The organism is Streptomyces sp. NPDC002446 (genome assembly GCF_053595675.1).
Genome location: NZ_JBSFYC010000035.1, coordinates 66,773 through 81,917, shown reverse-complemented (window position 1 = coordinate 81,917; position 15,145 = coordinate 66,773). Strand labels below are relative to the sequence as shown.

Sequence of the window (15,145 nt, the reverse complement as noted above, 5' to 3'; positions counted from 1 at the left end):
AGGCCCGCCGTCTGCTGTGGCCGGTCAAGAAGAAGTACGGCCGGAGCCTGTCGTGGGCCGACCTGATGATCCTGGCCGGCAATGTGGCGCTGGAGTCGATGGGTTTTGAGACCTTCGGCTTCGCCGGCGGCCGGGCGGATGTGTGGGAGCCCGACGAGGACGTCTACTGGGGTCCTGAGTCCGTGTGGCTCGACGACGAGCGCTACACCGGCGACCGCGAGCTCGAAACGCCCCTCGCGGCGGTCCAGATGGGCCTGATCTACGTCAACCCGGAGGGCCCGAACGGCAACCCGGACCCGGTCTCGGCGGCCCGCGACATCCGTGAGACGTTCCGCCGGATGGCGATGAACGACGAGGAGACGGCCGCCTTGATCGTGGGCGGTCACACCTTCGGCAAGACCCACGGTGCGGGCCCGGCCGAGAGCGTCGGCCCCGACCCCGAGGCCGCCCCGATGGAGCAGCAGGGCCTAGGCTGGAAGAGCACACACAAGACCGGCAAGGGCGCCGACGCCATCACCAGCGGTCTCGAAGGGATCTGGACGCCCACCCCCGTCCAGTGGGACAACAGCTTCCTGGAGACCCTGTACGGGTATGAGTGGGAGCTGTTCAAGAGCCCCGCCGGTGCGCACCAGTGGCGGCCGAAGGACGGTGCCGGCGTGGGTACCGTGCCCGACGCCCACGACGCGTCCAAGAGCCACGCGCCGACGATGCTGACGACCGACCTGTCGCTGCGCGTCGACCCGGTCTACGAGCGGATCACGCGGCGCTGGCTGGAGAACCCCGCCGAGCTCGCAGACGCCTTCGCCCGGGCCTGGTACAAGCTGACCCACCGCGACATGGGACCCCTGGTGCGCTACCTCGGGCCGGAGGTCCCCTCCGAGGTGCTGTTGTGGCAGGACCCGCTGCCCGCAGTGACGCACGACCTCGTCGATGACGCGGACGTCGCCGCGCTCAAGGCGCAGGTCCTGGCCTCGGATCTGTCGGTCTCGCAGCTGGTGTCCACGGCGTGGGCGTCGGCCTCGTCGTTCCGTGGCAGCGACAAGCGCGGCGGCGCCAACGGCGCGCGGATCCGTCTGCAGCCGCAGGCCGGGTGGGAGGTCAACCAGCCCGACCAGCTGGCGGCGGTGCTGCGCACCCTGGAGGGCATCGCGGAGTCCTTCAACTCCGCCCAGGCGGGCGGCAAGCGGATCTCGCTCGCGGACCTGATCGTGCTCGCGGGCGGTGCGGGCGTCGAGCAGGCCGCGAAGGACGCCGGCTTCGACGTCGAGGTGCCCTTCACGCCGGGCCGTGTGGACGCCGCGCAGGAGCAGACGGACGTGGAGTCGTTCGCCGCGCTCGAGCCCAGCGCCGACGGGTTCCGCAACTACCGCGGCAAGGGCAACCGCCTGCCGGCCGAGTACCTGCTGCTCGACAAGGCCAACCTGCTGACGCTGAGCGCACTCGAGCTGACCGTCCTGGTCGGGGGCCTGCGCGTTCTGGGCGCCAACCACCAGCAGTCGCAGCTCGGCGTCTTCACCGACACGCCGGGCCGGCTGACCAACGACTTCTTCGTCAATCTGCTCGACCTGGGTACGACGTGGAAGGCGACGTCCGAGGCGCAGGACACCTTCGAGGGCCGTGACGCCGCCACCGGCGAGGTCAAGTGGACCGGCAGCCGCGCCGACCTGGTCTTCGGCTCGAACTCCGAGCTGCGTGCGCTCGCCGAGGTCTACGCGAGCGATGACGCGAAGGAGAAGTTCGTCCATGACTTCGTCGCGGCGTGGCGCAAGGTGATGGACCTGGACCGGTTCGAGCTGTCCTGACCCACTTGCCGCGCCCGGCCCGGCCGTTGGACTCATGGCATCCAGGGCTGGCCCGCACCGGGTCGGCCCTGGATACCCCGGCTCCCAGCCGACCGGGCCCACGGTGTGCGCACCGGTGGCCCGGACCTGTATGATCATGACGCAACTCCAGGTGCACCACACGGGCACCGCACGGAGCATGCGTCTGTGGTCCAAGGAAAGACGCCCGCCAGCCGGTGGGAAATGCAGGTGCAAGGCCTGCCAGGCGCTCCACCCAAGGCTCCCTGTCTCGTACGAGGCGGGGAGCCTTCACCGTTTACCCGGCGCACCACTCCCCTGGGCCCGGGCCGCAGCACGCTGCCACGTATGAGCTGATCTCGCGAGGGGCGGGCCAGTCAGGCCACCTGCGGGCTGGGCGCCCGCGGACATCCGGACGCCGATATGATCATGTCCATTGTGGATATCGGGGGTTGGCCAGTGCAGAGCAAGCAATGCCGAAAGCGGCGAATCAGCACAGCGACAGCAGCGGCTGCTGCTGCCTGCGGGGTGCTGGCCCTGGCGGCCGGGTGCAGCAGTACACCACCCGCCACCGGCAAGCACGACGCCAAACCGGAAGCCTCCCGGACCGCAACTGCCACAAACCCCGCCTCCCCGGGACCTTCCCCCGCCGACCGCCAGCCCGTCCCCGGCCAACGGCTGCGTCACTACCTGCTGACCACCGACGACCTGGGGCCGGGGTACACGCAGACCGAGACACCCGACGACAAGAAGGCCGCCGACCCCCACCGGTACGACGACATCGCGGTCAGCGGCTGCCCCGCACTGGAAGAGCTGGGCAAGTACAGCGACGAGGTGGAGTTCGCGACCGAGACCTCCGCCGCCTTCACGTTCGGCGCGGACTCGGAACTGGGCGAGGAGTTGGACAGCGACACGCCGTCCAAGCTGTCCGCAGGACTGCGCAGGCTCATCCATGCCCAGACGTCCTGCCCCACCTACACCATGACCTCCGGGAGCACCCCCGTCACCGTCACGGTGCACAAGAACACCGCACCCGTCCCGGGTCCCGACGCCTACGCCTACACGACCACCTTCACCGGCCCAACAGGCACCTCGGTGCTCAAAACGGCCGCCGTCCGACGCGGCAACGTGCTGGTGACCCTCGCCGGCGCACCCGCATTGGTCGACAGGCACATCGAAGCCGCCGTCGCCAAACTCCCGGCCGGCTGAGCGGGGAGCATCTCGCACTCGCGCGCCAGGCGACGCTTGAACCTCAGCCATCCGTAGGTTCGTTCCGCCGCCCAGCACCTGGGTAGCGGAACGAACCCCTGTGCGCGCTGAGCTTCGCTCCAGGTCCAGGACAAGCACGCCCAGGACGGCGCGGTCGGTGACGCGGCAGGCGGTGAGCGCACTCAGTATCCGGGCCACTGGGAGAGCAGGGCCAGACGGACCAGCTCCGCATGGGTGCGGGCACCGGACTTCGCCCGGATGCGGCGTAGGTAACCGTCGACGGTGTGCACGGAGATGCCGATGCGGCGGGCAGTCGCGGCGTAGGTACGACCGTCGGCGATGTGCTGCAGGACCTGCCGCTCGCGGTGCGACAGGTGCGGACGTGACGAGCCCGTCGCGGTGTGGGGCGCTGGAGGTGCGGAGGGGGTGGGATGCATGGCTGTTCCTTCTGTGATGGCGGGTGGTGGCGCGTGGCGGTGTGGTGGTGTGGTGCAGGCCCTGCGGGCCGGAGCGAACCGGTCCCGCAGGGCTGTGTGCACCGGACACACCAGGCTCCTGACGTACCGTCAGTACCTCGTCAGTACTTCGTCAGCTCTTCTGCTGCTTGGCGTGGCGATTGCGACGGGCCCGCCAGACCAGCAGGCCGGCGATGGCCAGTGTCCCCATACCGACCGGCGTCATGAAGAACTCGCGTGCGCGGTCGAGTGAGAACCACGAGGCGGGCTCCCGGATTATCGTTGTCCAGCCCTGGCCGTGCCGGTCGGTCGCATCGCCGTCGCGGGCGGCGTTACCGGAGCCGTGCCCGGACCCCGACCCACCTGAGGCGCCTGACGAGCCTGACGAGCCTTCAGAGTGACCGGCCTCGCCCCGCACGCCGGATCCGCTTCGAGAGCCGGAGGCGCCGTCAGAGCCGGAGTCGCCTGTGGCTTTGCCGCCACCGTTGTCGGACCGGCCGCCGTCGGCCTGGCGGTGGCCGGCGTCGCCGCCGCCCTCACCGCCGTTTCGGTCTCCCGCGCCGGAAGAGCCGCCGCCGTCGTCTGCGGAATCTCCGCCACCGGCACCGCTGCCGCTGGCGCCGCCGCCCGAATCGCCGCCGGCGCTGCCGCCGCCCGCGCCGCCGCCTGTGTCGGACCCGCCGCCCCCGCCGCTGCCCCTGTCGTCGTCACGCTCGTCGTCTCGGTCGTCGTCACGCTTTTCGTCGTCCGGGGGCGGTGTGTCGGGCGTCTTGGGGAAGAAGGGACCGACGAGGCCGTGGCCGGGCTTGCCGAAGAAGCCGTCGGGCTTGATCTCGAGCGGCCCGATCTGCTGCGGAGGGTCCGGAGGCGGCTCGACGGTCACGTGAGGTCCCACCGGTTTGCCCGAGCCCTCATCGTCGTCCCCTCCCGGCACCAGGGGCCCCGGTCCGGGCATCGGCTGGGTCTCAGGGGCGCTCGCCAGGGAGCCGGCGGCCTTCGCCGTGCTGGCCGGACTGTGTGCCGACGCTGCAGGCACTGCCAGTGGCGACAGGGCCATGGCTCCGGCCAGCGCGGCGATGATGTGTGCTCGATACCGACGCATTGCGGTCTCTCCTTCATCGGGGGGCCTGGTGCCCCGCTCGTATGCAGGAGGGACGACCGCCGCGGACACCAACAGCTTTTTTCGCCGGATTTTTGAATCGCCAGATTCGCGCCGTCTGCGCCACCATCCCCGCGGCGTCTCCGCGCCGTCTGCGTCCCCGTCTCTGCCATCGTTTTTCAGCCCTGGTCGAAGTCGAGGGTGACCGCTTCTTCGGCGGGAACCGTGCGGCAGGCCAGGGCGTACCCGGCGTTCACCTCGGCCGCCGGCAGGGCGCACGGGGCGAGCAGGCGTACCCGGCCGTGCGTCACCTTTGCGCGGCACGTCCCGCACACGCCCTCGCGGCAGGAGTACGGCAGGTCCAGCCCGGCGTGCAGTCCCGCGTCGAGCACGGTGCGCGGGGCGGGAACCGTGACGGTGGTCCGAACGCCGCTCTCGATCACGTCCACCCGAGCCGTACGTGGGCCGGCTTCGTCGTGCGGCCGCTGCCCCTCGCTGGGGGCGGAGGATGCCTGCCCCTCGCTGGGGGCGGAGGATGCCTGCCCCTCGCTGAGGGCAGAGGGTGGCTGTCCCCCGCTGAGGGCGGAGGAGGCCTGCGGGGGCCCGGAGAGCCGCTCGGTGTGGAGGTGCTGCGGCGCCAGTCCCCGCTCCGTCAGGGCCGCGCGGATACCGGTGATGAAGCCCTCCGGGCCGCTCACGAACGCCTCGGCGACGTCCTGGTCCAGGGCGAGTGCGTCGGCGAGTTCGTGGAACTTCTCGCGGGTCAACCGGCCGCGGAGCAGCGGGTCGCCCGCGGATTCGACGCGGCTGTGGACATGGATGACGCGCAGACGGTCACCGTACGTGCACGAGAGGAGTGCGAGCTGCTGGCGGAAGATCATCGAGACGGCGTCGCGGCTGCCGTAGACCAGGGTGCAGCGGCTGTACGGCTCGGCGGCGAGCACGCTCTTGACGATGGAGATCACGGGTGTGATGCCGCTTCCGGCGGCGACGGCGAGGACATGGCGTGGGCGGGCGGGTTCGAGGTCGGTGGTGAAGCGGCCGCGTGGCGGTGCGAGTTCGACCTGATCGCCGGTGCGCAGGCGGGTGTTGACCCAGGTGGACACCCTGCCGCCGCGCTGCTGCTTGACGGCGATGCGCACCTCCCCGTCGGCAGTCCCGCTGCAGATGGAGTACGGGCGCAGGAGGGCTGAGCCGTCGAGGACGGCGCGCAGCGTGAGGTACTGGCCGGGCCGGAAGCGGAAGGCGGCCGTCAGCTCGTCGGGGATGTGGAAGGCGACGGAGACGGTATCCGGGGTCTCGCGCCGGATGTCGGCGACGTGGAGCCGGTGGAAGCCAGCGGCGGCGGGGGCAGCGGGTGTGGTGGGGATAGTGGGAGTAGCGGGGGCGGTGGGAGTAGTGGCGGCGGTCGGAGTAGTGGGGGGAGGGGCGGCCGGGTGCGGGGTGGTGGGCTGCCGCAGCCGGGTGAGGGTCTGGGCGAGGCGTCGGCCCGCATGCAGGCGGCGGGCCACGAGGAGGCCGAAGGCGGTGGCGGTGACCGTTGCGGTCCAGCGGGTGAGGGAGTCGGCGTCGTCCGACGTCTTGCCCGCGGTCAGGGAGTGCAGGGTGACCAGGACGAAGACGGCGAAGGAGGTGCGGTGGACGTGCCGCCACAGACGGTGCGGCAGCCGGGAGCGCATCCGGGACGTGACCCAGATGGCGGCCATGAGGTAGACGGCCATCACGGCCCAGGCTCCGGCCAGGGGGCGGTGGCGGGTCGGCAGCGGCACGAGGAATTCGGCCCAGCCGAACATCAGCCGGACATCGGCGGCCAGGGCTGCCAGGTGGATCGCGGTGAAGATCAGGGAGGCCGCGGCTAGCTGGCGGTGCATCTGGACGATCCGGGCGGTACGGGGCCCTGGACCGAGGGCGCGGGTGGACAGCAGCAGCCCCAACAGCACCGCGGCTGATACCAGCCACCATGCCGTGAAGCCGCTGGCGCGGGCGATCTGGGCGCAGAATTCGGGCGTCGGCATGCGACCACCGTGCGCAACGGCGGTACGGCACCACAGTCGCGGATTCCCGTTGCTTGACGGCGCCCGGCGGGGCGGGATATGCGGTCGTCGCGGTTCCGGTTGCCGCAGGGGAAGGGCGTGGGCGGGGCGGCCTGCGCGTCGGCCAGGGCACCTCCCCGTTGCCGCACAGGCGCGCCGGAGTGGCCTGCCCGCACGGTCTCCCGGCTGCAGCGGGCCGGTGCGCGCGCTGCGTACGTCGGCTGTCCGCCGCTGTCAAGACACGTGTTTGCGCTGCTTGGCGTGCGGTCGGAAGGCGCATTTCGTGGTGGGGGCGGCAAACCCGCCGCCGCCCGTAGTGCGTGTCCGGTTGCGGATGTGCACACCTGTGGTATGGGGACTATCGTCATGAACATGAACGACCGCGGGATGGTCGCTGCCATGCAGGCATCCGATCCCCGGGGACTTGCAGAGGCATACGACACCTACGCGCACCGCCTGTACGGCTACTGCTGTTCGGTGCTGCACAATCCCGACGCGGCGGCTGACGCACTGCAGGACACGTTCGTGCTCGCCCATGAGCGGATCGGTCAGCTGCGCAACCCCGAGCGGTTGCGTCCTTGGCTGTATGCCATCGCCCGAAACGAATGCCTGCATCAGCTGCGCGGTCAACGGCGCAGCGCCGCGATCGAGGAGGCCGGCGAGGTGCGTGACGAGAGCGTCGACCTCGATGCCCATCTACGTACCGAAGAGCTGCAGCACCTGGTCAAGGACGCGTTCGACGGGCTGAACACGCGTGACCGTGAGGTGCTGGAGCTGGCCATGCGCCAGGACCTTCAGGGCACGGAGTTGGCCGACGCTCTGGGCCTTTCGGTCAACCACGCCCACGCGCTGCTGTCGCGCGCCCGCCAGCAGCTGGAGAGCGCCCTGTCCGCGGTGATCGTCGCCCGCAACGGGCGGCGCGACTGCTCAGAGCTGTCCCAGATGCTCGAAAGCTGGGACGGCACGATGACCATCTTGATGCGCAAACGCATCAACCGGCACATCGGTGCCTGCGAGGTCTGCGCCGAGCGCAAGCACCGCGATGTCAGTGCCGCCTCGCTGCTGACCCTGCTGCCCTTCCCGGTGCTCTCGCCGTCGCTGCGCGACCAGGTGCTCGAGGTGGTCACCGGCCCTCAGGGCGCACGCAGACGACGCGAGGTGAAGGAGCGCGCGGGCCGCTTCGACGCAGGCGGCTTCCCCCTCCCCCACGACCGGTGGGCGCGCCGGATCTCGCCCACTCCGGCCAAGATGGCCGCGGCCGGTGCCGCGGGCGTGGGGATCCTCGTCGCGGGCCCCTTCCTGTGGGCAGGCGGGGGGCCGGCGGACGGGCCGGGGCCGGAGAACCGTCCCGGCCAGCAGGTCACGCGCATCGAGCCCGGCGGCACCGTGCCCCCGGGGACCGTGCTGGGGCCGGGCGACGTCGTCAACGGCAGAACCCTGGAGCCCGGTGAGACCTACGGGCCGGGCGAAAAGGTGCCGCCGACCGCGCCGGACCAGCACCAGCGCCGCGGCTCGACGGGCAACCCGGCGGACAAGCCGTCGGACGGTTCGTCGCCCTCGGACAAGAAGGACGCACCCGGCGGCCCCAAGGAGGGTGGCGGCGCCGGCGGTGGGGAGAAGGACGAGCCCGGTGGCCAGACGGGCGGGGACCGGAACGAGCCCGGTGGCCAGCCAGGCGGTGATCGGGACGAGCCTGGTGGCCAGACGGGCGGAGACCGGAACGAGCCCGGCAACCCGCCCGGCGGAGGCCGGGACGAACCCGGTGAGCAGCCAGGCGGAGAACGGGACGAGCCGGGGAACCCGCCGGGCAATGACCCCGGCAACCCGCCGCCGAAAGATCCCGACGGCCCGCCCAACGACCCTGGTGGCGACCCGCCACCCCCACCCGTAGACCCACCGCATCCGCCGCCACCACCGCCACCGCCGCCGGATACGGGGCCGGAGAAGCATCCCCCGTTCGGTCCCTCCGTCGTTCCTCCCAAGCAGTGCGACCCCTGCTGAGTGCCGTGCTGTGATCAGCGGCGGGCAGAGTGGGGGGCGGGCGCGGCCGATTCTGGCGCGTGCGCGGGACTGACGGCCCCCGCCCGCTGCGGTTCGTAGCGAACCGCAGCGGGCGGGGCCTTGCGTGCCTGCCCGCCTGCGCGCCCACACGTATCTGCGTGTCTGTTGGCGGGCTCGGCGGTGTGGTGGGCCAAGTACGCCGCACCCCACCCGTGAGCGCATTCCGGGCTGAGTCAAGCCCCGAATTTCCGTCGCTTTCCGGCGCAGTGGCGGTCTCGGAATCTGAGGTCGGGACACAGCAACGAAGCGTGACCCGTAAACCCCTTCCTTCACCTCACGGAGATTCCCATGCAGATCAAGATCGCACTGAGTGCCCGGCCAGGGCTCAGCTACAACCACAACGAGACCACTGTGCACGCGTGGCCGGGGCTCGCCGGCAACAACCGCAACGAGACGGTCCTCGGCGCACAGCCAGGGCTCTCCGCGTCCAACCACAACGAGACCGTTGTGCACGCACAGCCGGGGATCGCCGCCTCCAACCACAACGAGACCGTCGTACACGCATGGCCGGGACTCTCCGCTGCCAACCACAACGAGACGGTGCTGCGCGCGCGGTGGGCCGTCACCAGGAACCACTGGGCCCTGACCAGGAACCACAACGAGACCGTGCTGGCCGTACGGCGCAAGATCCACAACCACAACCACAACCGCAACCACAACCAAGCGACAACCATGGCCGCGGTGCACGCAGCCGACCAGACGGCGCAGCGCCACGAGGCCGTGTCCGCGTCCGCGTCCGGGGCAAGCCAGGCGCGTGGAGCGACGGGACGACGGGAGGTGTGACATCCGCATGCGCTCCTTGATCCCTGCCCTGCCGCGCAGCGCTTGGACGGTCCTGGCCGCGGACGCGTTCTCGGCGGTCGGCACCGGTCTGACTTTGCCGTTCCTCGTCGTCTACCTGCACACCGTGCTGGGTTTCGCGCTGGGTCCGGTGGGTCTGGTCGCCGCGACGGTGGCCGTGGCCGGTCTGGCCGGCAACCCGCTGGGGGGCTGGCTGGCCGACCGCGCCGGGCCGCGGGCTGCGCTGATCACCGGGCTGGTGATCGCCGCGGCCGGCGCGCTCGGTCTGTCCGGGGTCACTGCCCTGTGGCAGGCGTTCGCCGCGGCAGCGGTATCGGGATTCGGGGTCGCGGTGGCGTGGCCGGCCCAGGACGCCCTGCTGGCGCATCTGGTCCGGCCCGCCGCCCGGTCCGGCGCCTTCGCCCTGCGCCATGCCACCCTCAACGTCGGCCTGGGCATCGGCGGGCTGCTGGCCGCCCTCATGGCCGACACGGCCCGCCCCAGCAGCTTCACCACGCTCTACCTGTTCGATGCGGCCAGCTTCCTGCTGGCGATCCCGTTGCTGCTGCTGGCCCGCCCGACCACCCACCCGGCCCTGACGGACACCGCAGCGCACCAAGCCCCCGACGTTGCCCCCGACGTTGCCTCCGGTGTAGCCCCAGATGCTGCCGCTGATACGCCCACCGGGTCCCGCGATGCACGCCCCGGCCCGAGCAGCACTCGCTCCAGCCCAAGCAGCACTCGCTCCGGCTACGCAGAGGTGTTTCGCGACCCATGTCTGCGCCGGCTGTGGCTGCTGGTCGCGCTGCTGATCACCATGGGGTACGGCCAGTTCAACGAGGTGCTCCCGGCCTACGTCGCCCGGCCGACAGGCCCGGGCGTACGCATCGTGGCCGTGATGTTCATCGCCAACACGGTCACCGTGGTACTGGCGCAGCTGGTCACCGTCCGGCTGCTGACCGGGCGCCGGCGCACCCGCGCGCTGATGCTGCTGTGCGGGCTGTGGGCGGTCGGCTGGGTCCTGGCCGCGTTCCACGGTCTCCTCGCCGGTCCGCTCGCCGCATGCATGGCGGTCACCGTCGCGGTGGTCTTCGGAATCGGCGAGACCCTGCTGACGGCCACGGTGCCCGCCCTCACCAACGACCTCGCCCCCACGGCTGTACGCGGCCGGTACAACGGCTCGGTCACACTCGCCTACACCACCGGCTTCATGGCCGGTCCGGCCATGGGCGGATTCGCCCTGACCGCCCTGGGCGGCAGCTGGTTCCTCGTCGCGGCCGCCCTCACCGGGGCAGCAGCGCTGGCCGCCCGCCGCCTGGAGCACGGGCTGCCCCCGGCAGCCAACGGCCTGACAGACCCGCACCCGTGCCCCACCCCCGACCCTGACGTGTCCGCCGCGGCCCCTGCCCCTGCCCCTGCCCCTGCCGCCGACGCGTCTGCCGGGTCGCTGCCCGCCCGGAGCCCCTCATGAGCGACACAGAAACAGCAAGGCCGACCGCAGCCGACGACGCACGGCAGCGCATCTACCGAGCCACCGAACGCGGAGCCCACCACCGCAGGCGCGGCCAGTACGGTGCGGCCGAGCGCGTGCTGCGCGCCGCGATCACCTGGGCCGACAACACGCTGGGGCCCTACGACCTGGCCCTCGCAGGACCGCTCAACGAACTGGGTGTCACCCTCAAGTACACAGGCGGCTTCACCGAGGCGGAGCAGCTCTACCGAAGAGCGCTGGCCCTGGTCGAATCCGTCCTGGGGCCCGAACATCCCGACGCGGCCACCCTCCACCACAACCTGGGCGGACTCGCCCACGCCCGCGGTGATCTCACCGCGGCCGAAGCGCCCGCCCGGCGCGCCGTGGAGATCCGGCAGAAGGTGCACGGCCCCGATCACCCGGACGTGGCCGCCGACCGCGCGGCACTCGCCGCCATCGTGGAGGGCCTGGGCAGGCCCGCCGAAGCCGAGGCCCTGCTGCACCACGCACTGGCGGTCTTCGCACAGGCCCTGGGACCCGAGAACCACGAGACCGCGGTCACCCTGCACAATCTCGCCGCCATCGCCTTCCACCGAGGCCACCTGGAAGCCGCCGAGAAGGGCTTGAGACGGGCCCTGGCAATCAAAGAGACCTCACTCGGCCCGACACACCCCGAACTCTCACCCACCGTGCACAACCTCGCAGTCCTCCGCCAGACCCGCGGCGCCACCGACGAGGCCGCCCAGCTCTACCGACGCGCCATCGCCCTACTGGAGCCGACCGTCACCGCAAACCACCCGACGCTGGCGGCCAGCCGGCAGGGCCTGGCCGCCCTGGAAGCCAGGCACGGGACGCCGTAGGAGCGCTGGTGGACCGTAGGAACGCTGGTGGAGCGGCGACGCCGCCGTACGGTCAGGAATCGGGGGCAGATACCCGAGACACGGACTCACCAGGACACGGACTCACCAGCGGACCGAGTGCGCTCCGACAGGAACAGGCTGTACACCAGCGGCACAGACCGCGCGCCGAGGAGACGGGCGGGTACACCGCGGACGGGCCGGTACTCCGCGGACGGGCGGGTACTCCGCAGACGAGCGGCCGCGCCAAGGGGCACACCTCGCCACTGCTCCCCCCGCACACAACACCGTCCCGGCCACCGGCATCGCCGGCGGCCGGGACGCTACAGGTCTCAGTGCGATGCACCGGCCGTGACGCGCATGCCCACGCGGACCTCGCGGCCCTCGTCGTTGTCGTGGACCTCGGTCCACTGCGCCAGGAATTCGACGATCCCCGTGCCGCGGCCGTGCTCGTCGGAGGCGAGGTCGGCATGTCCGTGCGTGCGCTGAACGGTGGCGCCCGAGTCCGTGAGCGTGATCAGCAGTTCGTCCGCGTGCAGGTCAAGCAGCAGGGTCATCAGAGCGTGTCCGTGCTGGACGGCGTTGGAAGCGAGCTCGTCGACGATGAGGGCGGCGGAGTCACGCTCGTCCTCGTCGATCCCCCAGCAGCTGAGGAATTCTTGCGCGAAGTGGCGGGAGGCCGGAACGGATGCTTCCTGCGAGGGGAGGGTCAGCACGGCCTGGTGCGCGTCGTGCATGTCATGCGGGGCGTGGGCTGCCGATGCCGAAGTGGTGCGCGTTTCGTCCGTGTGGTCGATGAGGAGCATGGCCGCGATCTTTCGAGAAGGGGTTCGACCGGTTGGGAGGACCCGATTTCGTGTCCGACACCTGTGAGATCCGCGGCCCCGGCGAAGGCCAACACCTTTTCGCCCGCACTTTCCAAGATCTTTCCAGCCGGCTGGCCGCTGCCCGGACAGCCGCCCCACCAGGCCTTTTCGCGCCCGTCCACCAGGCCATCAGGTACGGGCCACCGCCCCCTCCGCCAACCAGCGGCGCAACGCAGCACGGTCCACCTTCCCGTTCACGTTCAGCGGCATCGTCTCCACCACGTGCACCGAGGCAGGCCACATGTAGGGCGGCAGACTGTCCGCGGACGCACCGGCGATAGCAGCAGGGTCTGCCGCACCGGACACCACCGCGGTGATCGTCGCCGCATCCGGCCAGGTCAGGCACACCGCCTCCGCCGCACCCGACCGCCGCAGCACCGCTTCGATCTCCCCCAGCTCGATCCGGTAGCCATCGATCTTGACCTGCTGATCGTTACGGCCGAGGCAGACCAGCTGACCGTCGTGCATCCGCACCAGATCGCCCGTGCGGTAGTACCTCTTGCCGTCGCGCTCGAAGAAGCGCTCGGCGGTCAGCTCAGGCGCCTGCCAATAGCCCGGCGTGGTCTGCGGACCGGCCACGCACAGTTCGCCCGTGGCGTCCTTGGCAACCGGGGCCAGGTCCTCGTCCACGATCAGGGTGTGCAAGCCCGTATAGGGCAGACCGATGGGAACGTTGTCGTGCACGCACTGTGCCCCGCTGGTACGCGGATCCCAGCGGTAGACCGTGCACGCGATCGTCAGCTCGGTCGGACCGTACAGGTTCTCCACCACCGATCCCGGTGCGGCCGCCTGCCATGCCTCGGCGGTCACCCGGGGCAATGCCTCGCCGCAAAACAGACTCCACCGCAACGTGGACATTGACCCGGGCGCCAGCACCCCCTGCCGGCGCAGAGCCGCGGCCACCGACGGCACCGAGAACCAGACGGTGATCTGGTTGCGCTCCAGATAGTCGAACGGCTCCAGCAGCTCAGCGGGGTCCAGGACACAGACCCGCGCCCCGTTCTCCCACGCCATAAAAAGATCAAAGACCGAGAGGTCGAAAGTCTGCTCACCGATCTGGGTAAGCCGGTCGTCGGGAGTAATCCGGTAGCGGTCCTGATTCACATCGAGAAACCACCGAACATTAGCGTGCGTAACAGGAACTCCCTTGGGCTCCCCCGTACTTCCCGACGTGAACAACAGATAGGCCACATCATCCGGGCTGGCCTGCACCGGCCGCGCCAACGGCGCAGCAGCCGCCAAATCAACCGCATCAAAAACCGAACCACCATCACCAACACCCGGGGCGTCGCCGAGGTCAGGGGCGTCGGCCCGCAAGGTGTCCGGCAGCAGCACAACCGGCCGCCGCCCCAGTCCCTCAAGCAACTGCGGCAAATGCGGTAGCGACCCCTCATCCACAATCAACGCGTCGAGCCCGGCCCGCTCCAGCATGGCCCTACTCCGCCCCAACGGCAGATTGCGGTTCAACGGCACGAACGCTGCACCAGCAAACAGCGCCGCAACCACCCCCACATACGCCGCCCGACTACGCGAAGCCAGCACACCAACCCGCCGCGGCCTACGCCCAACTGCGTCAACCATCACAGCCGCCCACCGCCGAGCAGTACCCACAACCTCCCCGTAGCTGAACTCACACCGGCCAACAGTCAACGCAATGCGGTCAGGAGAACCATCCGCGTAATGCCACAACCCAGCCCCCAGACCCCGGACTCCCATGCCACTCACCCCAACCCCACCGACGCATCAGCACAACAGCGCACCGGCACGGCACAGCCGCGGCGATCAGGTACCGGCCCACATGCCACAGAACGGGACCACAGCAAGCCTCTCGAATCACACATACGCCCACTCTGCCCACCACAACCAACCACCGCCCGCCGACGAACTGCAGACAGGCGACCCACCCCACCAACCACCACCACACAAACACCCGAACGCCACAACCAGCCAACCCTGCAGGCGTAAAAAGCAATCAGGCAGGCCCTCATAAGCCCTGGTCACTGGATTCCGCGACCTTCACCCAATCAGCCGCGCCCAGAGCGAATCCGACGGCAAGGGCATGCACTGTGATCGCATGAACACTGCACAGATGAATCGCCGCAAGAAATCCACTGCGCGAATACTCGCCGTCAGCGCCGCCCTCGGGATCGCACTGGCAGCAGGGTCGGCGACCGCCGCATCCGCCGCCCCTGACCCCGACACAAAGACCAAGAAGGGCCACTCAAGCTCGGCCGGTGACCACGACAAGGGCCGGAGCGGGGGCCACGACAACGGTCAGAGCGAGGGCTGGGAACAGGGCAAGGGCCACTCCAGCGGCTGGGACCAGGGCAAGGGGGGCCACGACGACGGCGACGACTGCAGCGGCCTCATCGTCCTCCTCTGCGGATAACACACCCGAAACACAGACTCGGGCCAGGCGGAGGAGACCACGTCATCTCACCCAGCCCCCTCCGCCTCACCCCGCCGCCAGAAACCCGAGCGGACCGCGGGGCACGGTCCCCGCCTGGCGGCGACT

Annotated in this window: 12 protein-coding genes; 7 read left to right on the top strand and 5 right to left on the bottom strand. The window is 70.5% G+C overall.

The genetic code is table 11. From position 1 onward, the window contains the following. Together katG and ACWD6P_RS20940 are read left to right on the top strand one after the other, a co-directional pair. Positions 1-1,802: catalase/peroxidase HPI (katG, locus tag ACWD6P_RS20945; protein WP_451445627.1), on the top strand; the 1,802-nt coding region annotated here is incomplete at its 5' end. Between the two features lie 525 nt (positions 1,803-2,327). After that, complete coding sequence (locus ACWD6P_RS20940; protein WP_451445626.1) at positions 2,328-3,008, top strand: hypothetical protein; 681 nt, start codon at positions 2,328-2,330, stop codon at positions 3,006-3,008. Positions 3,009-3,190: 182 nt separating this feature from the next. On the opposite strand, the gene ACWD6P_RS20935 is transcribed toward ACWD6P_RS20940, so the two are convergent. The 3 genes from ACWD6P_RS20935 to ACWD6P_RS20925 all read right to left on the bottom strand — a co-directional run bounded on the left by ACWD6P_RS20935 (position 3,191) and on the right by ACWD6P_RS20925 (position 6,577). Then, on the bottom strand, positions 3,191-3,445 hold the full coding sequence (locus ACWD6P_RS20935) for a response regulator transcription factor (RefSeq protein WP_451445625.1): 255 nt from the start codon (positions 3,443-3,445) through the stop codon (positions 3,191-3,193). Between the two features lie 151 nt (positions 3,446-3,596). Next, on the bottom strand, positions 3,597-4,346 hold the full coding sequence (locus ACWD6P_RS20930) for a hypothetical protein (protein WP_451445624.1): 750 nt from the start codon (positions 4,344-4,346) through the stop codon (positions 3,597-3,599). 395 nt (positions 4,347-4,741) lie between these two features. Beyond that, entirely contained in the window at positions 4,742-6,577 is a 1,836-nt protein-coding gene (locus tag ACWD6P_RS20925; RefSeq protein ID WP_451445623.1) for a 2Fe-2S iron-sulfur cluster-binding protein, read from the bottom strand. A gap of 390 nt (positions 6,578-6,967) precedes the next feature. Here ACWD6P_RS20925 and ACWD6P_RS20920 point away from each other — a divergent pair, with 390 nt between their 5' ends. The 4 genes from ACWD6P_RS20920 to ACWD6P_RS20905 all read left to right on the top strand — a co-directional run bounded on the left by ACWD6P_RS20920 (position 6,968) and on the right by ACWD6P_RS20905 (position 11,767). Continuing rightward, complete coding sequence (locus ACWD6P_RS20920) at positions 6,968-8,596, top strand: sigma-70 family RNA polymerase sigma factor (RefSeq protein ID WP_451445622.1); 1,629 nt, start codon at positions 6,968-6,970, stop codon at positions 8,594-8,596. A 348-nt stretch (positions 8,597-8,944) separates the two neighbouring features. Then, entirely contained in the window at positions 8,945-9,439 is a 495-nt protein-coding gene (locus ACWD6P_RS20915) for a hypothetical protein (RefSeq protein WP_451445621.1), read from the top strand. Between the two features lie 7 nt (positions 9,440-9,446). Next, complete coding sequence (locus ACWD6P_RS20910; protein ID WP_451445620.1) at positions 9,447-10,907, top strand: MFS transporter; 1,461 nt, start codon at positions 9,447-9,449, stop codon at positions 10,905-10,907. Next, positions 10,904-11,767, top strand: a complete 864-nt coding sequence (locus ACWD6P_RS20905; RefSeq protein WP_451445619.1) for a tetratricopeptide repeat protein — start codon at positions 10,904-10,906, stop codon at positions 11,765-11,767. Before ACWD6P_RS20910 ends, ACWD6P_RS20905 begins: the two co-directional genes overlap by 4 nt. A 329-nt stretch (positions 11,768-12,096) precedes the next feature. Here the strand turns inward: ACWD6P_RS20905 and ACWD6P_RS20900 are convergent, their stop codons facing one another. Both ACWD6P_RS20900 and ACWD6P_RS20895 read right to left on the bottom strand, forming a co-directional pair. Beyond that, the gene (locus ACWD6P_RS20900; RefSeq protein WP_451445618.1) at positions 12,097-12,570 is read right to left on the bottom strand and encodes an ATP-binding protein; all 474 of its coding nucleotides are present in this window, start codon (positions 12,568-12,570) and stop codon (positions 12,097-12,099) included. A 189-nt stretch (positions 12,571-12,759) separates the two neighbouring features. Further along, positions 12,760-14,346: an amino acid adenylation domain-containing protein gene (locus ACWD6P_RS20895; protein ID WP_451445617.1), complete on the bottom strand. Its 1,587-nt coding sequence runs from the start codon at positions 14,344-14,346 to the stop codon at positions 12,760-12,762. 358 nt (positions 14,347-14,704) lie between these two features. Here ACWD6P_RS20895 and ACWD6P_RS20890 point away from each other — a divergent pair, with 358 nt between their 5' ends. Next, positions 14,705-15,019, top strand: coding sequence for a hypothetical protein (locus tag ACWD6P_RS20890; protein WP_451445616.1), 315 nt, complete (start codon positions 14,705-14,707; stop codon positions 15,017-15,019). The last annotated feature ends 126 nt before the right edge of the window (positions 15,020-15,145 follow it).